We start from the raw sequence: 21,309 nt of genomic DNA, 5'->3' as shown, positions 1-21,309 counted from the left end.
CCAGAGGCTATGTGAATTCAACTTATTTTTATACTTGCTCTTACTAATCAGAATTTTTCAACTACATGAATAAACTATGAGAGAATTAACGTCAATGCAGGCAGCCTGCTGGGTCGGGCGTAACGTTCAGACCGATTTGGGAGGCGTTGCCGCGCATCTTTATGCTGAGTTCGACGGCTATAACATTGAGGTAGAACGATTTAAACAGGCTCTGGAACGCGTTTGTTCTCTGCACCCCATGCTAAGACTCTGTGTCAGCGCTGAAGGGCTTCAGTCTGTTGCTCCATTCGGTGAGTCGTTATTGCTGGAGATTGAGGATTTTAGGGGATTACCAGCACAAGAGGAGACAAGGTTACTTCTTGTTAAACGCGTGGAGTGGACCCATCAGAAACTTGATCTTTCTTCCGGTCAGGCGTCCCGTTTTTCGCTCAGTCTGCGGGATGGCGGCAAATTTCGCCTGCATGTCGATACAGATATGATAGCTATCGATCCTTCGAGTTTCAGGGTATTAATGGAGGATCTGGCGATATTTTATGATAACCCGGATCAGCCGGTTCCGGTAATCGAGTCATATTTCAACTGGTGCGACCAGGTGCGCACCGAACCCTATCTAAAAGCTGCCCGTGAAAGGGACAGAATCTGGTGGCGCTCACGTATTCCGCACATTCCGCCGGCCCCCGTGTTGCCTATTAACAAAACTTTGCCCAATCAGGTTCGCAGCCATCGGCTGGCGGCATGGCTCCAGCCAGACGAACGTCAGGCGTTGAAAAGGCTTGCCCGAACACACAGGGTAACCATGTCGAGCTTGATGCTGGGACTTTTCTCTATTGTTCTTGGAAGGCATACCGGAGATAAATGCTTTCGGCTCAATGTGCCGATGTTCTGGCGTTCCCCCCTTGTGGATGGCGTGGAGAGGATCGTCGGCGATTTTTCTAATGTGCTCATCGTCGGCGTGGATATCAATGAAGCTGAAAGCCCTGCTGACCTTTGTAAACGACTTGGCGGGCAACTGACCGATTTGCTTGCCCATTCGGCTTATCCTGGTGTGAATCTGATGCGCGATCTTTCCCGGCATCATGGCGCGACGCAATTGACTCCTGTCGTCTTCACTGCGGCACTGGATATACCGGGGGAAGAGCTTCTCTCAGATCGTGTCAGGCGCGCATTTGGTCCCATGAACTGGGTTATTTCACAAGGTCCGCAAGTTGCGCTTGACGCACAAGTTGCTTCCGCCGACGGTGGTATTCTCATCAACTGGGACATTCGTCTGGATATACTGCCAGAAGAATGGATAACCCCAATGTTCGACAGTTTTGTCAATTTCGTCCGTGAAATCGCTACAGATCCGCAACGCTTCGATGAGGCAATACATTCACCCGATGAAATAACAGCCCCATCACCGATAGCCAGAATCAGAACTACTGACTCTACTGTAAAAATCGACCGGAAGAACCGTATGGAAAAACCATTAACCTCCCTGCAACTGGCATATCTACTTGGGCGGCGGGCAGAATTACCGCTTGGTGGCGTTGCGATGCAAGAATTTCGCGAGTACCGCGGACGCATGGAGTTGGCACATCTGCAAAATCACCTAGCGGACATGGTTCAACGTCATGAAAGTTTGCGCACTCGAATAGATGCAAAGCGACTCGTCCAATATGTTAGCGCAGAAGTGGATATCAATTTACAGCAAATCGACCTGAGCATCCTGTCACGGGAAGAGGCACTCCGTCATGTGGAAAACCACCGTGAAGAATTCGCACATGCGCTTTTCGACTTGGATCGCTCTCCGTGGGATATCACGCTGTTCCGTTTGCCGGAGAATAAACCGGAAGAGGATAATCTGATCGCATTTGTTCGTTTCGACGCACTGATCCTTGATGGACGGTCGATAGCCGCCCTGATGGTAGAGCTTTTCGAGGGCAAGGTATCAATCGTGGCGGATACTGATTCCCCCTTGGATGGAGAAGATATCTCTGAAAGGCGCAAGATGGATGAAGCGTATTGGAAAACAAAGCTTGAGGCAGTCAGCGGTCCACTACGATTTCCGTGGACAAAACCACTAGCGCAAATAGGTACTTCCCTCTATGCACGGCAAAGCCTGATTGTAGCACGGGAAGATTATATCGCAGTGTCGAAAGCTGGCGCCAAACAAATGCTTTTCAAGAATTCTACTATCATGACGCTGGTACTTGAGGTTATGTCCCATTGGATCGAAGAGAAGAGTTTATTCATCGGTGTTCCCGTCGCGCCGCAGGTATCCGGTGTTTTATGTAATCATTCAAGTTTTATTGTGGTCAACTGGAATGCTGAGCAGGGTAACCTTTCTGAGCGAGCCAGCACCCTACAGAATGATGTGCTGGAAGGGCTAGAACATCTTGCATTTTCAGGTATAGACATTACCCGGCTTCTGGTTGAAAAGCATGGTGCTGGCCCTGTTTTACCGGTGGTGATTACCAACGGACTTTCGTGGCCGGTATCAGGTCAGGACAGTTGTATGCAGTGGCATAGTGGGCTGACGCAGACACCACAAGTCGCGATGGATATTCGTTTTTCGATCAATGCAGACAAAGCGCTTATCTTTGACATCGATTATGCCACTGCGGCGATTGAACCAGCTCTCGTTCGAGACATTTTAGGAGCTATAGACAAGGCAATACAGGCTATCGCAGTTTCAGGCGTATTCGCAATTTCGGCGCAGGAGATTATCGATACGAACCACTATCGATTGAACGGCATTGAAGCTGATTTTCACTGTGGGCGGTTTCTTAGCCGGATAGCCGCCAATATCTTCGACAACAAAAACACCAAAACGGCGCTTATCAGTGGCGACAGGTATGTCAGCTACGCCGAACTGGGTCGTAATGTGCGTCGAATAATGGGAGCTTTCATGGAGAAAGGGCTTTCCAAGGGTAGTGTCGTTGCCCTCTGTATGCACCGTGGGCCCGAGCACACGGCTGTGACCCTAGCCTGTGCGTTGACGGGGGTGATCTGGGTTCCGATAGACGCAGATTCGCCCTCAGAGCGACTGCGCTATCTCCTTGAAAATTGTCATCCAGATCTTGTGGTAACGACAAAAAGAGAAGGGATTGAACATCCAGTAGAAACACCTGAAAAACTCTTGTCTGCCGAGCCCTTGGCGGAACTCCCGCTTATGCTTGACGCTCTCTCATCGAGCGAAGCACCCGCTTATTACCTCTACACATCTGGGACAACCGGAAGGCCGAAATGCGTTGTTTTATCCAATAAATCAACATCGAATGTCATCACCAGCACTCTTGACAAATGGTCCGTAACGCACCGGGATGTCTTTATTTCTGTCACGCCTTTGCATCATGATATGTCAGTCTTCGACGTTTTTGGCTGCCTGACTGTAGGTGCGACCCTTGTTCTTCCCGCTATCGGTGAAGAAAAAGATGCACTACGCTGGAACCAGTTAGTTGCCAAGCACAAGGTGACATTATGGTGCTCTGTGCCCGCTATTCTGGAAATGCTTCTCGCGTGTCACCAGGGAAATGAATTGAAAAGCCTGCGACTGATTGCTCAGGGTGGCGATTACATCAAACCAGCTGTTATTGGCAGCCTGCGTACACTGCTGCCGTCAGTACGGTTGATTTCGTTGGGGGGACCAACAGAGACGACTATATGGAGTATATGGCATGAAATAGGGCTGGACGACGTTAGCCTGATCCCTTATGGAAGGCCCTTACCGGCTAACAGCTATTTTCTGCTAAACGGGCGTGGCGATCATTGTCCGGTAGGTGTTACTGGCCTTATTCATACGGCAGGCGTCAATGTCGCATTGGGTTATCTGGAAAACGGAAGCCTCACCCAAACCAATTTTGTGACCATCAAGGATACGAACGGAGAAGAGATCCGCGCGTTCCGGACCGGTGATCACGGGCATTATCGTCGTGATGGCATTATTGTCTTTGATAGCCGTGTCAACGGTTATGTCAAGGTGCGTGGTGTACGTATTTCGTTGCCGGACATCGAGAATGAACTGGTTCGCCACCCGTCGGTTAAGCATGTTCTTGTGGTGGACTATGGCGAGGAAATGCACGGTGAAACTTCCATCGGCGTACTTTATGTGCCGCTACAAGAGGATGCTTTGTCAGGAGCAGAATTGCGCAAATATGCCTGCCAATGTCTGCCGCCATCGCATATCCCAACACGGATCCTGACGGTCGCCGAATTACCGCTCTCACCAAATGGCAAGCCTGATCGCTCTAAAGCATGCAGCCTGCTGACGGAATCGGTGCATGAGCAACCACCTATTCGGCGCGACTCTTTCCCTGTGCGAGAAACAGCGATGAAAAAGAAGGTGCTGGAAATCTATCTGGACGTGCTCGGTCAATCACACGCTAGCCACATCGATGGAGACAGCGACTTCATCAGCATGGGGCTGCGTCCTCAGCATCTGAAAACAATTTCAGCACTGATCTATGAGAAATTTGCGATCGTGCTTTCGCTCTCGCAATTGCTGCGTTGTCGTAACGTGGCAGAAGTCGAACAGCATCTTAATGGAAAAATGTTAGAAAACAGCTCGGATTATTAATATGAATAATATTGACCTGATCGGTATTGGTATTGGCCCCTTCAATCTGGGATTGGCGGCACTGCTTTCGTCACATTCTGATCTGACCAGCCTTTTCCTCGAACGTAAGCTTGAGTTTTGCTGGCATGAGGGGCTCCTGTTACCCGGTACAACGCTGCAGGTTCCATTCCTCGCGGATCTAGTAACAATGGCAGAGCCTACACACCCTCTGAGTTTTCTTAATTATCTTCATGAACATGATCGTCTTTACAAATTCTACTATTATGAAAACTTTCAGATCCCACGCCAGGAATATGACCATTATTGCCGCTGGGTGACGCAGCGGCTTCCCTCCTGCCAGTTCGGTGAAAATGTTATTGATGTGGCTTATGATCCGGTTTCCGATCATTTCATTATTGAAAGTAAGTCTCATACGGGACCGACGCACCAGTATTGCAGTCGTCACCTGGCTATCGGTATAGGCACCGCTCCGTTTCTGCCTGAGTGGGCTAAAATCCAGACCAAAGCGCCTATTTTTCATTCGGCGGAATTCATAAACAGACGTGCACAACTCTCAACGTGCAGGCGTGTCACGGTAATTGGTTCAGGGCAAAGTGCTGCTGAATGCGTGCTGGCGCTCCACAATGCGTTGACGCCTGAAATGATAGAGGCTGGTGCTTCAATCCAGTGGATCACGCGATCTGCCGGTTTTCATCCTATGGAGTCGTCGAAACTCGGTCAGGAATGTTTCACGCCGGCCTACATGAACCATTTTCACCGTATAACAAGAGAGAAACGCCGCAAGATCGTGGCGGGTCAAGGGGGACTTTATAAAGGTATCAGCACCTCAACTATCGCAGATATCTTCGACATTTTATATGAAGGCTCCATCGGCGGCCGTGATCCAGGACTTTTGCTTGTTTCAAACTGCGAAGTCGAGCAGGTAGAAAACACCGGAGACTCTGAGGCGTTGCGGGTCGTTTTTCGTCATCGGCATCTCGATAAAGTCGGCGTCATTGAAACCGATGCTATTGTCGCTGCTACAGGTTATGAGCATACCAGCCCCGAATGGTTAGAAGGACTCAAAAATACCGTGCTTGCAACCGACGATTACGGCGATTTTATTGTAAAAGAGGACTTCAGTGCTCAGCGCCTTGACAAAGGAAAAGGCCTGATTTTCGTCCAGAATGCTGAGATTTTTCAGCACGGTATTGGCTCTCCCGATCTGGGGCTTGGGGCGTATCGCAATGGGATTATTGCCAACCAGCTTCTTGGACGAGAGTATTATCGCTTGCCTCAAAACTCGTCATTCCAGAGCTTTGGTCTGCCAGAGTGATACGATACAGGAGATAAAGATGACATTGTCCTTTGCCGATAAGAACAGGCTAGATGCGTTTTGGCATTACTGTGTTAAAAACCAGTATTTCAATATCGGCTATCCTGAGTCCTCAGACTTTGATTATTCTTATTTACAGAGATTCATGCGGTTCTCTATCAACAATTGTGGTGACTGGGGAGCGGAGTGCAACTATCTCTTAAACTCTTTTGAGTTCGAAAAAGAGGTCATGAAATATTTTGCTGAACTGTTCAAAATCCCTTTCGAAGACAGTTGGGGTTATGTTACCAACGGAGGAACGGAAGGTAATATGTTCGGCTGCTATCTTGGGCGAGAACTATTCCCGGAGGGGACACTTTATTATTCAAAAGATACGCATTATTCGGTGGCAAAAATCGTCAAGTTACTGCGTATCAAATCTTGTTTAGTAGAATCCTTACCCACGGGTGAGATAGATGATAATGACCTGATGCAGAAGATCATCGCTCATAAGGAACCACATCCAATCATCTTTGCCAATATCGGCACGACATTGCGCGGTGCGGTGGATAACATAAAGATCATTCAACAACGTATGCAGCAAGTCGGTATCGCTCGCGAGAATTACTATCTACACGCCGATGCTGCCTTAAGTGGGATGATCTTGCCGTTCGTAGATAACCCGCAGCCTTTTACCTTTGCAGATGGTATCGACTCCATCTGTGTCTCCGGGCACAAAATGATAGGTTCCCCCATTCCTTGCGGGATTGTTGTTGCAAAACGGAAAAACGTTGAGCGAATTACAGTCGATGTTGATTACATTTCGGCTCAGGACAAGACCATCTCAGGTTCACGTAATGGTCAGACACCACTAATGATGTGGGCGGCCATTCGCAGTCACTCGTTTGCCGATTGGCAGCGCCGCACCAAACACTGCCTGGAGATGGCACAATATGCCGTCAAGCGTTTTCGTGCTGCCGGGATAGACGCCTGGCGTCATGACAACTCCATTACGGTGGTATTTCCATGCCCGTCAGCAGCCGTCTGGAAGAAGCATTGTTTGGCAACGTCGGGGGATGTTGCACATCTAATCACCACGGCGCATCATCACGACAGTAGTAAAATCGATGCATTAATCAACGATGTTATTGCGGAATCGTGCCAGATAGTTCAAGTGCAGGATGCTGTCATGTGAGAGGTAAAAATAACTACATTGGGGCTTACCCTGTGATCTTGGTATGCTAGCCAAATCATAATGATTACACTGTAATTTATTTTATATAAGATAAACTGAAGGAGTCTCTGGTGCTTACAGCAAAAAATATCACCGCAACTTACGGCAAGAAAACCGTATTGCATGATTTGTCAGTAGACTTTGCTCAAGGGCGCATCACTGCACTCGTCGGGTCTAATGGCTGCGGTAAGTCGACACTTCTGAAGTCCATCATGGGTTTCATTCCCTTGAAAAGCGGAGAAATTCTGTTGGAAGGTAAGCTGATTACAGGGATAAGTCGTAAAGCGCTGGCTCGAAGAGTCTCTTATCTGCCGCAGGAATGCCACTGCCCGGATTACATGACATTGGGAGAGTTGATCGAGCTGACAGCTTGTGGGCGCAGTTCGCTTTTCGGCGGGCCATCCTCGCGGGATCGCAAATTGTTTCATGATGTACTGGAAATCGTCGGCTTGGCCGATAAGGCAGGCTCTCAAGTCAACTCCCTTTCAGGAGGGCAACGCCAGCGCGCATGGGTGGCGATGGTGCTTGCACAGGATACTGATATCATTCTTATGGACGAACCAGTGAACCACTTGGATATCAAATATCAATACACGGTGCTTAAACTGGTTCGCGATCTCTCATTCCAGCACGGAAAAACCATCGTTGTAGTGCTACATGATTTAAATCTAACAACGATTTTTGCCGATGATGTTGTGATGCTGAATACTGGCAGCGTTATTGCAGCAGGTGCTGTCAATAAAACAATAACGGTAGATAATATCCGGCGCGTATTCGATATTCCGGCCGATATTTTCAGTTACAACGGCAGCCTTATCTGTCAGCCTTATCCGGGCATAAACCACCCTGAAAATCAGTCCGGAGTATGACAATGAAATCCAGACTGTTCTTTATATTCGCACCTTTTGTATTGCTGCTGATCTTTTTTTCTAGTCTCTCTTTTGGCGTGAATATTGCGTCAGTTTCGCAAATTTATGCGGCCTTAACACAGCCCGAACCGCAAGACTATGAGCAGGCAGTTATTTTATACCAGCGACTGCCACGGGCCTTGATTTCTGTTTATGTCGGTGCGGTGATGGCATGCAGTGGTCTCGTCTTCCAGGGGCTTATCCGCAATCCACTGGCCTCCTCATCAACATTGGGAATCAATGCCGGTGCGGCACTGTTTGTCATAGTAGGCGCAATCAGCTTTGAGTTCGATCTGACATTACAAGGCATAGCAGCCCTTGTCGGCGGGTTATTCGGCTTTCTGTCATCTCTTGCAGTCTCTCGCCTGGCTGGCGTTAACGGCGTTTCTCGCGACTTGCTATTGATACTGTCAGGCACATTAATAGCGATGCTTTATCTTGGGATAAGCAATGCTGTTCTTCTTGCTTATCCTGCATTACGAACCGAATATTTGAGCTGGCTAGCAGGGGCTATCAATCATGTCTATATCACAAGACTTCACCATTTCTGGTGGTTCGGTATACTGGCCTTGATGATACTTTTATTACTGGCACGTCCACTGACACTTATTCTGCTCGGTTACGAAAAGGCGCTTTCGATTGGCGTGAATGCAACGCTTGTCTCACGCATTGCACTGATTGCAGCCATAGTTGCATCCAGTTCGGCCGTTGCCATATGCGGTCTGATTGGTTTCGTGGGGCTGGTTGTACCCCATATTGTCAAACCTCTGGTTGGTCAGAATTTTATGCTGTCGCTGCCAGCCTGTGCTCTGACGGGGGCAAGTATTTGCCTGATTGCCAATCTCTGTGCGCAGACACTCTTCCAGCCTTATGTCATACATACTGGCATTCTACTGGATTTTTTGGGAGGGCTGTTTTTTATCTGGGTCATCAGAAAGCGCTATCTTTCAGCAACATCGGAGAGATTGTTGTGAACTTCGGTCAGGCAACAGACGGACAAAGGGTATTACGTTTCGCCAACGGATTGCAGATGCGTACCCGTGATATAAAAGTCGGTTTATACCTATTTACCATCACGATCATACTCGTGGCTATTTCTTTAAACGTCGGGGTTACGGACGTTGGTATACGTGAATTCACGCATATGCTTTTCGGATATTCCCTTGAGCGCCACCAGTTTTATGCACTCTGGGTTGTACGGATACCTCATATTTTATTGGGGCTGATGGTGGGTTGGTGTGCAGCCCTTGCCGGTGCTATTTTGCAGCCGATTGCTCGCAATCCGCTGGCCGACCCCGGCCTTCTTGGCATAAGTCAGGGATCTATGACGATGATCATAGTCTTGCTGGCGTTTGTTCCTTCCGCGCCTAAAATGCTGATCGTCCTTGCTGCACTGGCTGGTGGACTGATTGTTGCGTTGTTTTTGATTTTGCTCGTCGGCAATAATCGCGCAAGTGGCTTGGCAATTTTACTGATGGGGATTGCCGTTTCGTCCGTTCTTAGTTCTGTCAGCTCTTTTCTTATTCTCTATCTTCCGACAGAGTTATCCTTGAATCTTGCTGGATGGATGCAAGGATCATTGTTTCAGGCCAGTTGGTCAATTATCGCATCATTCATGCCATTATTCTTATTGAGTATTATCGGAATTCTGATCACTGGCCCCGCTTTAAACCGCTATGAGCTTGGAAATGAACTTGCTATGTCCCTTGGGGAGCCTATCAAATATTCCCGTCCGTTGCTGATGATGTTTTCTGTCTTGTTAAGCGCAGCATCTGTCACCGCAGTAGGGCCATTGAGTTTTTTGGGGATATTGGCGCCGCATCTGGCTAGCTTTATTTCATCGGCCACAGGCCGCGCCCGACTGTTTCTTTCCGCTTTGGTGGGCGGCAATCTGGTCGTCACCGCAGATATCATGACGAAAGCAGCACCCTCAGGAGTCTTTCTCCCTATCGGGTTAAGCTTCACACTCATTGGCGTGCCCTTGTTTATCCTGACAATGCGGCTGAGCGCATTACGTAAACGCTGAATGTCTGGGGCGTGATATCAATTGGTCGTGTATTCAACCCGTTGATTTTAGTCAGATAAAATCGAGCCCGGTTTAGGCGATTTGATCGATCGCCGCAAAAGATATTTTCTCAATGGGATTGAGTTATTTTTTAACATTAATCAGCTCATTACTGCGGTTCCAAATTTAACATCAGAATTTTAGAGCGGCGTTGGTAGTTGTATAGCTCTTGTTTCTGAATTGGCAGCATTGAGATTTCCGCCGGCTCAAAACCCCGTTCTTGGAACCAGTGAATGCTGCGGGTAGTCAGGACAAAAAGCTTTTCCAGCCCGAGCTGTTTAGCGTGATCCGAAATGCGATTCATGAGTACTTCACCTTTTAAAGCGTTCCGGTATTTAGGATGAACCGCTAAACAAGCCATCTCCCCAATTTTCTCGTCAGGATAGGGGTAAAGCGCGGCACAAGCGATAGTCAGGTTGTCGCGTTCGATAATGATGAATTTATCAATTTCTCTCTCAAGTTGTTCTCTTGAACGGCGAACCAAAATGCCTTGCTGTTCCAGCGGACGAATAAGTTCGAGAATGCCACCGATGTCATTGATATTCGCCCTGCGTATTTGTTCCGCGCTCTCCATGACTATTTGAGTACCAATACCATCACGGGAAAATAGTTCTTGAACCAGAGAACCATCTGCCTGATAACTTAATAAGTGGCTGCGATGAACGCCACGACGGCAAGCTTTTACGGCACTCCGTAAAAAACAGGCTGTACCTGAATAGTAATCACCTTCAGCTTCCAGTTCTTTAATGAGATCCGGCGCCTGATTAAGAAAAATTTCAGATAGAATTTTTCCATCTTTGCCTTGTACGCCTTGAGTAGAACAGAAACCTACGAATTTTTCGGCCTGTAGTTTGATTGCTAACTGAGTAGCAACTTCTTCAAATGCCAGATTAAAACTCTCGCCGGTAACGGAAACTGCAACAGGGCCAATTAGTACTATTGCACCATTGTCTAACTGACGATTTATGGCTGCCTCATCAATACGGCGAATTTTTCCACTGTGGCAATAATCCACGCCGTCATCAACACCAAGAGGTTGAGCAATAACAAAGTTACCGCTGACGACATTAATATTTGCGCCTTGCAATGGAGTATTATTTAGGCTCATAGAAAGACGTGCGGTAATATCCAGTTGCAATAAGCCAGCAGATTGTTTGACGAGTTCCAATGTCCTATTATCGGTAACGCGGGTGTGTTTGTGGTAAATCGGTTCATAATGATGGGTTGCAAGGTTTTCTTCAATTTGAGGTCTGGCGCCATAAACGACTATCAGTCGGATGCCCAAACTATGCAGTAATCCGATGTCGTTGATGATATTCGGGAAGTTCTCGTGAGCAATAGCCTCTCCGCCAAGCATGATAACAAACGTTTTGCCACGGTGTGCATTGATGTATGGAACCGAGTGGCGAAATCCCTCAACTAATTCGGTGCTGCGTTCTTTCATAAAAGACTCTCGATTGAATTTTTATTCGTAATTTATGTATTTTTATTCCTTTTGAAAGGAAATGGCAAGAGGCAATTAAAACAAAAACATTGCGATATACATGTGGACGTGAATAATTTGCCAAATATAAAATGCTTATTACTGATGACAGCATAATGTTGGTTGGTTAGCGTTTTCCACTTGGCTGTTTCTTTGGATGGAAGTCATCCTGAATATTTGTATTTTATGAATGGAATAAATAGTAGATGAGTCATTCAGATCTTAATCTGTCACGGCGTCGCTTGTTGCAGGGAGCCGCAGCAATGTGGTTGCTTAGTGTCACCCAGGTGGGTTATGCAGCATCATCAAAAATTATTGCAGTACGTATTTGGCCTGCATCCAGTTATACCCGTGTGACGCTTGAGTCCAATATTCCACTCAAATATCGTCAGTTCGTGCTGACAAATCCAAATAGAATTGTTGTTGATCTTGAAGGTGTGCAATTAAATCATACCTTAAAAGGTATGGGGGAGCAGATTCAATCCCGCGATCCTTATCTTAAACTGGTCAGGGCGGGGCAGTTTGATCCTAAAACGGTCCGTCTGGTGTTTGAAGTTAAACAATCGGTCAGCCCACATATGTTTACTTTGAAACCAGTGGCGGAATTTAAGCACCGTTTGGTTTTGGATATTTATCCCGCAGCAGGAGCGAATAAGGATGATGACCCATTACTTGCTCTGCTTGAAGAGTACAATAAAGGTAATTTGGCTGAGGATTTACCGGCGGAAATACCGAAGTCAGGCAAAGCAGGTAAAGACAGGCCGATTGTTATTATGCTCGATCCTGGACATGGTGGAGAAGATCCTGGCGCTATCGGCAAATATAAAACCCGTGAGAAAGACGTTGTTCTGCAAATCGCCCGTCGATTACGAACTATTATTCAGCGTGAACCGGGCATGAAAGTGTATATGACTCGTAATGAAGATGTGTTTATCCCGCTAAAAGTCCGGGTGGCAAAAGCACGTAAGATGCGGGCTGATTTATTTGTTTCTATTCATGCTGATGCCTTTTCTAACCGGGCTGCTCGTGGCTCTTCGGTTTTTGCGCTTTCTACTAAAGGCGCAACCAGTAATACCGCACGTTTTCTGGCCCAAACGCAAAATGAAGCCGACCAGATTGGTGGTGTAAGTAAAAGCGGTGATAAGTATCTGGATCATACCATGTTTGATTTACTACAGACGGCGACAATCAATGACAGCCTTAAATTTGGCAGTGAAGTGCTCAAGCGCATGGGTAAAGTGAATAAACTACATAAGAACCGGGTGGATCAGGCTGGATTTGCGGTACTGAAAGCACCGGATATCCCATCGATTCTGGTAGAAACTGCGTTTATCAGTAACCTGGAAGAGGAACGGAAACTGAAAACAGCGCGCTTCCAGCAGCAGGTAGCGGAGTCCATTTTCGCGGGTATCAAAGCGTATTTTAGCAATGGTGGTGATTTAGCACGGCGGTAAAATATCCGCCATTAGAACGAAACTAAGCGATAAGTTACGATAATGAGAAAGCTGCTTGGGAGATATTTTGGGAATTTGTATGCTGAAATGCATCAAGAATTGGTTGCGGGGGCCGGATTTGAACCGACGACCTTCGGGTTATGAGCCCGACGAGCTACCAAGCTGCTCCACCCCGCGTCCGTTTTAATACTGTCCGCTTTAATACTCTGAGTTGCGAAAATTGGTTGCGGGAGCCGGATTCGAACCGACGACCTTCGGGTTATGAGCCCGACGAGCTACCAAGCTGCTCCATCCCGCGTCTGTTAAGAACCCACTTTGTGTTTTCCTGCATCATTAATACCTGCCGGAATAGGTTCCTCATTCGCAAATATCGAACTATTTCATTGTGTTGGTTGCGGGGGCCGGATTTGAACCGACGACCTTCGGGTTATGAGCCCGACGAGCTACCAAGCTGCTCCACCCCGCGTCCGATGCGGGCACTATACTCAGGATCAGATCTGTTGCAAGTTTTTTTATTAAAAATTGTTTGTTTCGTTACTTTTTTGATTAGTTACGCTGCATGTTGGTGTTTTTGTATTCGTTTTTATCGCTGTTTCGTTAAGTTATTTTTTTTGTGGTAAGTTTCATTATTTTTGTTGGTTTGGTATTGTTCGCCATTAGGCAATGTCGGTAAGAGAGAAGGCAGCAATGACATTCTGGAGTAAGTATTTTCTATGTGGGATCGTGATTTCACTGTTAGTTGGATGTCATTCCCGTCCAACGGCTCAAGGTCAACAATATAAAGATGGTCATATCACTCAGGATTTATTGCTGGTTAATCAGCCCAATGCGCAGGGCAGGCCGGTTAATGCTAAAGATTTTTCAGAGCAGGTGATGCTTATTAGTCAGTCTGCTCCCCGCCTGTATAATCATAATAGCTCAACTTTTGACGCAGTTCAGAACTGGGTGCTGGCTGGCGGTGCAACCAATAAATTAAATCTGTTTAATTTGCGCGCTTACCAGATGGAAGGTGTGGATAATTACGGTAATGTCCAATTCACGGGTTATTATACGCCGGTGTTACAGGCACGCCGCGTTAAACAGGGGGAGTTTAGATATCCCTTGTACCGTATGCCGTCTAAACGCAGATATCATTTACCAAGCCGGGCCGCGATATACAATGGCGCCCTCAGCCCCAGCCTGATCATTGGCTATAGTAATTCTCTGATTGATAATTTTATTATGGAAGTGCAGGGCAGTGGTTATGTCGATTTTGGTGACGGTGAGCCGCTGACCTTTTTGGGTTATTCGGGTAAGAATGGACAGGCTTATCGGAGTATTGGCAGGTTGTTGGTTGAACGCGGAGAAATTGCGCAGAAAGATATATCTATGCTGGCGATTCGCAGATGGGCTGAATCGCACAGTGAGGCAGAGGTTCGTAAGCTGCTGGAACAGAATCCATCATTTGTCTTTTTTAAACCTGAAGTTTATGCCTCAGTGCGGGGAGCGAGTAGCGTTCCTTTGATTGCAAAAGCCGCTGTGGCCGCTGATAAAATGCTTGTTCCACCAGGAACAACATTGTTGGCGGAGATACCTTTGCTGGATAACGAGGGTAAATTTACCGGTCAGTACCAGATGCGCCTGATGATTGCGCTGGATGTCGGCGGCGCAATTAAGGGACATCATTTCGATATCTATCATGGTATTGGTGATGAGGCTGGTATCGCGGCGGGTTTCTATAACCACTACGGCCGGGTTTGGGTGCTGAAAGAAGAGCAGCCTGCTATGCTAACGGTAAATCAGTAATTCCTTTCCATAAATTTTATAACAGGTTTTCAGGATTGATATTCAGTGATGCAAACTTCTCTTTCTGATGCATATATGCAGCGCTTTGCGGGTACAGCCCGTTTATATGGTCAAAAAGCGCTTTCTTTGTTTTCTCATTCCCATGTTTGCGTAGTAGGTATCGGTGGGGTGGGCTCTTGGGCCGCCGAGGCATTGGCTCGTACAGGGATAGGCGCGATCACCCTGGTTGATATGGATGATGTTTGTATCACCAATACCAACCGCCAATTACATGCTTTAAAACAGTATATTGGACAACCAAAAACGGAAGTGATTGCTGAACGTATTCTGGCGATTAATCCTGAGTGTAAGGTTACTTGTATTGATGATTTTCTCACGCCGGATAATGTTGCAGAGATAATGGCGGTTGGATTCAGTTATGTCATTGATGCGATCGATAGTGTCAGGCCAAAAGCGGCGCTGTTGGCTTATTGTCGTCGCTATAAAATTCCGTTGGTAACAACCGGTGGGGCTGGTGGACAACTTGACCCTACACAAATTCAGGTTGTTGATCTGGCGAAAACGATTCAGGACCCTTTAGCGGCTAAACTGCGGGAAAGGCTGAAATCTGATTATCAGGTTGTGAAGAATGGTAAAGGCAAGTTGGGAATTGATTGTGTGTTCTCAACGGAGCAGTTGGTTTATCCACAGAGTGATGGCTCTGTTTGTGCTGCTAAAAGTACCGCTGAGGGGACGAAACGTATGGATTGCGCATCGGGTTTTGGTGCCGCAACAATGGTTACGGCGACCTTCGGGTTTGTTGCGGTTTCCCATGCACTGAAAAAAATGGTTGCTAAAGCGCAACGTCAGGGCATGCTTTAGTATAATTTTTTGCGGCGTTTTGCACGGTATGGATCAGCGATTTCATGCCGTTCAACCGTGAGCCGCTTAACTGTTGCTCCAGCCCAAGTTGGTGGAGCAGCGCCAACAGGTTAGTTGCTAAAATTTGTTCCGGTGTTTTTCCTTCCACCGCGGTCAATATCACTGCCAGCAGGCCTTTGACAATGCGGCCTTCGCTATCGCCATAAAAATGCAGGTAACCCTCTGACAGTAATTGGTGTCCTAGCCAAACCCGGTTTTCACAGCCAGACATTTCAATCTCCTGTTGTTTCAAGTTGTCAGGTAGTGCAGGCAGTTTTTTGGCTAGCAGGATTAACTGGCGATAGCGATCTTCCCATTGGCGGCATTGGTTAAAAGTTTCAACTAGCTGTTGCTGGCTAATTTCCTTGCCGAATGGATGTGGTGCGGTCAGGTTTTCTGCGGCTTGAGCCATATTTATTCATCCTGTAATAGAGAAAGACCGAATTTTACGGCCTGAACTAAAGAATCGGCATCCTGCTGATTGTTATAAGGCATAAAAGAGGCACGCAAACAGCCGTTGATGCCTAAAGCTTCGATCAGTGGTTGAGCGCAGTGCTGACCGGAACGTAAGGCAATGTTTTGTTCTGCCAAAATAGCTGCCAGATCACTGTGATGAATGCCGGCAAAATTAAAAGCCAATAGGCTGGAACCGGCAATGCGATAACTGATAAATCCGGGCAAAGCGGAAAGTTGTTGTTCGGTGTAGTCGGTGAGTGTGACAGCATAGGCTTCAGCTTTGGCAATATTGATATCTTTCAGCCATTCCAGCGTGGCAGAAAAACCAATAACACCTGCAACATTCGGTGTGCCCGCTTCAAACCTGAATGGTACAGCCTCTGGCGTGAAACCGTTGAATGAGGCGTGGGTAAGCATTTTTCCGCCGCCTTGCCAGGGAGACATTGCATCAAGTAATTCACTTTTGCCGTAAAGTACACCAACGCCATTTGAACTGTAGAGCTTATGAGCGGAAAAGGCGTAGAAATCGATGTCTAATTGCTGAACATCAACGGGATTGTGAACAACTCCCTGAGCACCATCAACAACGACTAGACAACGATGTTGGTGCGCTATTTTTGTTATTGCAGTTAGATTAACAGCTCCGCCGGTCACATTGGACATCTGGCTGATTGCTATTAATCGGCTGCGTTTGTTCAGAAGTTCAGGCAGCATATTGATATCCGGCAATTTGCCGTTGCCTAAAGGCCATTTAATCACTTTGGCGCCGGTTTGTTCTGCCAGCATTAACCAGGGGATCAGGTTGGAATGGTGTTCCTGCTCACTAACGATAATTTCATCACCGGACCGGAGATGGGGACGGAAATAATTTTGGGCAACCAGATTGATAGATTCTGTTGTGCCTTTTGTCCAGATAATATTTTCGGCTTGTGGCGCGTTGATGAGCTCAGCAACCTGTTGCCGGGTATTTTCATAGCGAGATGTGATTTCCAGCGCTGTGTGGTGTTGGCTGCGATGTACGGTAGTACTACTGTATTGATAATAATCCTGAGTTACCTTTATCATGGCTTGTGGTTTTAGGGCAGTTGCTGCACTATCCAGGAATACAGTTTGTTGTTGCAGGGCGGGGAATTGCCGGCGGAACTGTTCTGGTTCGAACTTTTTCATAGTGTTTTAATTAGGTTTCATGGTTATTGATCAGATTATTCTGTTGGTGATGATGATCCGCTTGCTTGTGGCTGAAAATGGATAGGTTGTTATATTGAATAATATTGCCATGTTCCCGCTATTATGACAAAAAAAAGCACCGCAATCGCGGTGCATTAAAAATCACTATGGACAGACAGGGTTAAATGTACAGGAAGTGAAAAAAACAGTAGCTTAAGCTACATAGTCTGGTTTTCCAGACAACTTGCAAACACAACATCACAACCACAAAGCCAAAAGTTTCATAGCGTTACAACTAATTCACTTTTCGTTCCGGCTTAGGAAGTGGCGCCACTATAGGGATTTACTGGTGTATCCTCAATGGACAATTTATAATGATTCGGATTACAAAAACTAATAACTGAATATAAAGAGTTACCGGTATCACCAACATTGCATAAGGGCTCACATGTCCAAACGTTTACCACCACTGAACGCGTTGCGGGTTTTTGATGCTGCGGCGCGTCATTTGAGTTTTACTAAGGCGGCTGAAGAGTTATTTGTGACGCAGGCTGCAGTTAGCCATCAGATGAAAAGTCTGGAGGATTTCCTTGGGTTGAAGTTGTTTCGTCGTCGCAACCGCTCATTATTGTTGACTGAAGATGGGCAAAGTTACTATCTGGATATTAAAGAAATATTCACATCAATAAATGAAGCAACGCGTAAACTTCAGGCACGAAGTGCTAAAGGCGCTTTGACTGTCAGTCTTTCACCCAGTTTTGCTATTCAGTGGCTGGTTCCAAGGTTGTCTAGCTTTAATTTAGCTTATCCTGGAATTGATGTCAGGATACAGGCGGTAGACAGAGAGGAAGATAAGCTCGCCGATGATGTTGATGTTGCTATCTTTTATGGCCGTGGAAACTGGCCGGGGTTGCGAACGGATCGTCTTTATGCGGAATATTTGCTTCCCGTTTGCGCTCCTTCGTTACTGACCGGGGAAAACCCGTTGAAAACTCCCGCAGATTTGGCGCGCCATATGTTGTTACACGATACTTCCCGCCGTAATTGGCAGGCTTATATACGCCAGCTTGATATGCAGCAGCAGATAAATGTTCAGCAAGGGCCGATATTCAGCCATAGTGCAATGGTGATTCAGGCCGCAGTTCATGGTCAGGGGATTGCATTGGCAAATAATGTTATGGCTCGGACTGAAATTGATGCCGGGCGTTTAGTGTGTCCATTTAATGATGTATTAGTGAGTAAGAATGCATTTTATCTTGTCTGTCATGACAATCAGGCTGAGTTAGGGAAAATAGCAGCATTCCGGCAATGGGTGCTGGCACAGGCAGCCAGTGAGCAAGAGAAACTGGGCTTTATTACCAATGAAAAAGAATAAGAAGAGAATAAGGTATTCGGGCTGTAAGAACTCTCAGATATAATGTGAAAAAGGAAGATAACAGTGAATAGTCGTTTAATGCTTATCTTTGCTGGCTTCAGTGGTTTTTTCTATGTGGCGTTTGGTGCTGTCGTGTCGCATTTTTTATCCCCGATGATGGCAAAATATCAGATAAGTTGGATTTATCTCGGCCTGCAATATCAAGGTATCCACACTTTGGCAATGATGGCGATGTCTGCCATGTTGATGCGTAGGGTTATTCTCTGGTTTTACTGGAGTGGTGTCTTTTTCGCGGTAGGCATTTTATTGTTTAGTGGCAGTCTCTATTGTATGGCCTTATTGCAAGCTAAATTTTTTACTTATATTACCCCAGTTGGAGGGCTCAGCTTTCTTATCGGCTGGCTCTTCGTGTTAATTGGCGCTTTGCGTCTAAGGAAATCGGCGCTTCGCCATGAATAAAATTGCTTTATATTGCCGCCCTGGTTTTGAAAAAGAGTGCGCAGCAGAAATCACCGATAAAGCGGGTCAAAAAGAGATTTACGGTTTTGCCCGGGTAAAAGATAACAGTGGTTATGTCCTGTTTGAGTGTTATCAACATGAAGACGCGGATCGGCTTATTCGTGAGATACCATTCCGCGAGTTGATTTTTGCCCGTCAAATGTTGGTCGTGGGTGAACTATTGCGGGATTTATCTCCTGAAGATCGGATAAGCCCGATTATTGGTATGTTACAGGGCGTCATGGAGCGTGCAGGTGAGTTGCGGGTTGAAGTGCCTGATACCAACGAGAGCAAAGAGTTACTGAAATTTTGCCGGAAATTCACTGTTCCGCTGCGTAATGCGATGCGTCAGGAAAAGATCTTGCTGATTACAGAAAACGCTAATCGCCCGGTAATACACGTTTTCTTTATTGCTCCGGGTTGTTGTTATGTTGGTTATTCTTACAGTAATAATAATTCACCATTTTATATGGGCATTCCCCGGCTGAAATTTCCTTCAGATGCGCCAAGTCGCTCAACATTGAAACTGGAAGAAGCTTTTCATGTTTTCATTCCTTATGACGAATGGGAAGAGCGTTTGGCGAGCGGTTTGTATGCGGTTGATTTGGGCGCGTGTCCTGGGGGCTGGACTTATCAACTGGTGAAACGCAGTATGATGGTTCATGCTGTGGATAATGGCCTGATGTCGGAAAGTTTAATGGATACGGGGCAGGTCAAACATCATAAAGTTGATGGTTTTAAATTTGTACCTTCGACAAAAAATATTTATTGGTTGGTGTGTGATATGGTGGAAAAACCAGCAAAAGTAACTCAGCTAATGTCAGATTGGTTGGTTAATGGCTGGTGCCGGGAAGCTATTTTTAATCTTAAATTACCAATGAAAAAGCGTTATGAAGAAGTGGCGTATAATTTGCAGAAAATGCATCTGCAATTAAAGGAAAATGGTATAAATGCGCAAATTCAAGCAAAGCATCTTTATCATGACAGAGAAGAGATAACTGTTCATGTCCGTCGTATTTGGTCTGCTTATGCAGCCAACCGGGACGATTATTGATTCACTTATGTTCATCTGCATTCCAGAATAAATTCCGAAAATAAAGTTTCCCAAATTGCCTCAGATATTCTGAGGCAATTTCATCACGATTTAACGCAATAATTAATATTGCGTTATTTTTATCTGGTAAATGTTGGTTTTTGCTTTACTTAAGGTAAATAATAAATCCAATATATCATTGTGACCGTTTAATGATATATTGGTTTAATATGAAATAGTTAAATGCATTAAGGCTGTAAATTATAATGGATGTTTTCTTGTTTTTTATTCGGTTATAATCTTGATTTATTTTATGAATATATATCAATTGGTTTTCTATTTTATATTGGTTAATTACGGGGGGTATTGAGATATTTCCTTTCTGTTAAATAGTCGTTGCGATAGGTATTCAGATAAATATAATACTCTTTCAATGCATATTGCAAAATGTTAATTGTTGGTTTCTATATTTTGTTTTTAATTTTCTTCAATCAACTATATTGATGTCTCTATCTGTTATTTGTGAATCATAAATATAGTTTAATTGTATTTTGATGAAACTCTTAAAAATAAATAAATTATTAATTATCTTATTATATATGATTTATTTACTGATTTCTCAAGGTTGTTGTCACCTTTATTAATAATAACGTATTGGTTTTATATGGGCATTACCTAACTCAATTTACTTTCAGATTGTCGAGAGCACCTAATATTGCAAGCAGATTGAATTTTTTATCTGGTATTTGGTCTATTTATTTGGTTGACGGTGATAATTGCTAATTATAATTATTCATAAGAATTCTATAAAATTTTTAAATTTTACTTTATGGACAATTAAACAATAGATAATTTAGTTATAATAAAATATCAATAAGAAATTAGCGGCGTTTTTTTTGTCTTAAATAGTTATGTGATATAAAACAATCGCTTATTTGTTTTATGTTATTTTTATCACGTTTATATTAAAAAAATATGTTAATTGCTTTTTACATAATTAACTTTAGTGTTACGTTGTTGTGAAAGGGATTTTCATTGTTATTTGTATGGCCAGGAGGGCCTATTGTTCTCAGGTTTTATTGACTTGTATTTAATTAAA

At 45.4% G+C, this 21,309-nt stretch carries 15 protein-coding genes and 3 tRNA genes; 12 read left to right on the top strand and 6 right to left on the bottom strand.

Annotated elements, in window-relative coordinates; genetic code table 11:
* The first annotated feature begins 76 nt into the window (after positions 1 to 76).
* The 6 genes from ABR397_RS04700 (at position 77) to ABR397_RS04675 (ending at position 10,020) form a co-directional block, all read left to right on the top strand.
* A complete protein-coding gene (locus tag ABR397_RS04700) occupies positions 77 to 4,558 on the top strand; it encodes an amino acid adenylation domain-containing protein (protein ID WP_350304690.1) in 4,482 nt (1,493 codons plus the stop codon).
* Position 4,559: 1 nt separating this feature from the next.
* Positions 4,560 to 5,873, top strand: a complete 1,314-nt coding sequence (basC, locus tag ABR397_RS04695; protein ID WP_350304689.1) for a putative histamine N-monooxygenase — start codon at positions 4,560 to 4,562, stop codon at positions 5,871 to 5,873.
* Positions 5,874 to 5,892: 19 nt separating this feature from the next.
* A complete protein-coding gene (locus tag ABR397_RS04690; RefSeq protein ID WP_350304688.1) occupies positions 5,893 to 7,047 on the top strand; it encodes a histidine decarboxylase in 1,155 nt (384 codons plus the stop codon).
* Between the two features lie 110 nt (positions 7,048 to 7,157).
* Positions 7,158 to 7,955 carry an ABC transporter ATP-binding protein gene (locus ABR397_RS04685; protein WP_350304687.1) on the top strand — a complete coding sequence of 266 codons (798 nt, stop codon included), beginning with the start codon at positions 7,158 to 7,160 and terminating at the stop codon, positions 7,953 to 7,955.
* 2 nt (positions 7,956 to 7,957) lie between these two features.
* Positions 7,958 to 8,968, top strand: a complete 1,011-nt coding sequence (locus ABR397_RS04680) for a FecCD family ABC transporter permease (protein WP_350304686.1) — start codon at positions 7,958 to 7,960, stop codon at positions 8,966 to 8,968.
* The gene (locus ABR397_RS04675; RefSeq protein WP_350304685.1) at positions 8,965 to 10,020 is read left to right on the top strand and encodes a FecCD family ABC transporter permease; all 1,056 of its coding nucleotides are present in this window, start codon (positions 8,965 to 8,967) and stop codon (positions 10,018 to 10,020) included. Before ABR397_RS04680 ends, ABR397_RS04675 begins: the two co-directional genes overlap by 4 nt.
* 148 nt (positions 10,021 to 10,168) lie before the next feature.
* Here the strand turns inward: ABR397_RS04675 and argA are convergent, their stop codons facing one another.
* Positions 10,169 to 11,503, bottom strand: a complete 1,335-nt coding sequence (gene argA / locus ABR397_RS04670; RefSeq protein WP_350304684.1) for an amino-acid N-acetyltransferase — start codon at positions 11,501 to 11,503, stop codon at positions 10,169 to 10,171.
* 245 nt (positions 11,504 to 11,748) lie between these two features.
* On the opposite strand from argA, the gene amiC reads away from it, so the two are divergent.
* The gene (gene amiC, locus ABR397_RS04665; RefSeq protein WP_350304683.1) at positions 11,749 to 12,996 is read left to right on the top strand and encodes an N-acetylmuramoyl-L-alanine amidase AmiC; all 1,248 of its coding nucleotides are present in this window, start codon (positions 11,749 to 11,751) and stop codon (positions 12,994 to 12,996) included.
* Between the two features lie 100 nt (positions 12,997 to 13,096).
* Here amiC and ABR397_RS04660 read toward each other — a convergent pair.
* From ABR397_RS04660 to ABR397_RS04650, 3 genes are all read right to left on the bottom strand, one after another.
* A tRNA-Met gene (locus tag ABR397_RS04660) sits at positions 13,097 to 13,173 on the bottom strand.
* Positions 13,174 to 13,217: 44 nt separating this feature from the next.
* Positions 13,218 to 13,294, bottom strand: a tRNA-Met gene (locus tag ABR397_RS04655).
* A 91-nt stretch (positions 13,295 to 13,385) separates the two neighbouring features.
* A tRNA-Met gene (locus tag ABR397_RS04650) sits at positions 13,386 to 13,462 on the bottom strand.
* 221 nt (positions 13,463 to 13,683) lie between these two features.
* On the opposite strand from ABR397_RS04650, the gene mltA reads away from it, so the two are divergent.
* On the top strand, positions 13,684 to 14,781 hold the full coding sequence (gene mltA, locus ABR397_RS04645; protein ID WP_350304682.1) for a murein transglycosylase A: 1,098 nt from the start codon (positions 13,684 to 13,686) through the stop codon (positions 14,779 to 14,781).
* A 48-nt stretch (positions 14,782 to 14,829) separates the two neighbouring features.
* The gene (tcdA, locus tag ABR397_RS04640) at positions 14,830 to 15,642 is read left to right on the top strand and encodes a tRNA cyclic N6-threonylcarbamoyladenosine(37) synthase TcdA (protein WP_350304743.1); all 813 of its coding nucleotides are present in this window, start codon (positions 14,830 to 14,832) and stop codon (positions 15,640 to 15,642) included.
* Here the strand turns inward: tcdA and csdE are convergent.
* Entirely contained in the window at positions 15,614 to 16,093 is a 480-nt protein-coding gene (gene csdE / locus ABR397_RS04635) for a cysteine desulfurase sulfur acceptor subunit CsdE (RefSeq protein WP_350304681.1), read from the bottom strand. The two genes, tcdA and csdE, sit on opposite strands and share 29 nt — an antisense overlap.
* Positions 16,094 to 16,095: 2 nt before the next feature.
* Complete coding sequence (csdA, locus tag ABR397_RS04630) at positions 16,096 to 17,304, bottom strand: cysteine desulfurase CsdA (RefSeq protein ID WP_350304680.1); 1,209 nt, start codon at positions 17,302 to 17,304, stop codon at positions 16,096 to 16,098.
* 448 nt (positions 17,305 to 17,752) lie between these two features.
* On the opposite strand from csdA, the gene ABR397_RS04625 reads away from it, so the two are divergent.
* The 3 genes from ABR397_RS04625 to rlmM all read left to right on the top strand — a co-directional run bounded on the left by ABR397_RS04625 (position 17,753) and on the right by rlmM (position 20,231).
* On the top strand, positions 17,753 to 18,679 hold the full coding sequence (locus ABR397_RS04625) for a transcriptional regulator GcvA (protein WP_350304679.1): 927 nt from the start codon (positions 17,753 to 17,755) through the stop codon (positions 18,677 to 18,679).
* A 63-nt stretch (positions 18,680 to 18,742) separates the two neighbouring features.
* Positions 18,743 to 19,138 (top strand): DUF423 domain-containing protein, encoded by a 396-nt coding sequence (locus tag ABR397_RS04620; protein WP_350304678.1) that lies wholly within the window; start codon positions 18,743 to 18,745, stop codon positions 19,136 to 19,138.
* Entirely contained in the window at positions 19,131 to 20,231 is a 1,101-nt protein-coding gene (rlmM, locus tag ABR397_RS04615; RefSeq protein WP_350304677.1) for a 23S rRNA (cytidine(2498)-2'-O)-methyltransferase RlmM, read from the top strand. The genes ABR397_RS04620 and rlmM overlap by 8 nt, the downstream gene beginning before the upstream one ends.
* The last annotated feature ends 1,078 nt before the right edge of the window (positions 20,232 to 21,309 follow it).

This window comes from Photorhabdus viridis (assembly GCF_040256935.1).
Taxonomy (GTDB): Bacteria; Pseudomonadota; Gammaproteobacteria; order Enterobacterales; family Enterobacteriaceae; genus Photorhabdus; species Photorhabdus viridis.
Note: the sequence above shows the minus strand (reverse complement) of the source record. Positions and strands in the feature narration are given on the sequence as shown.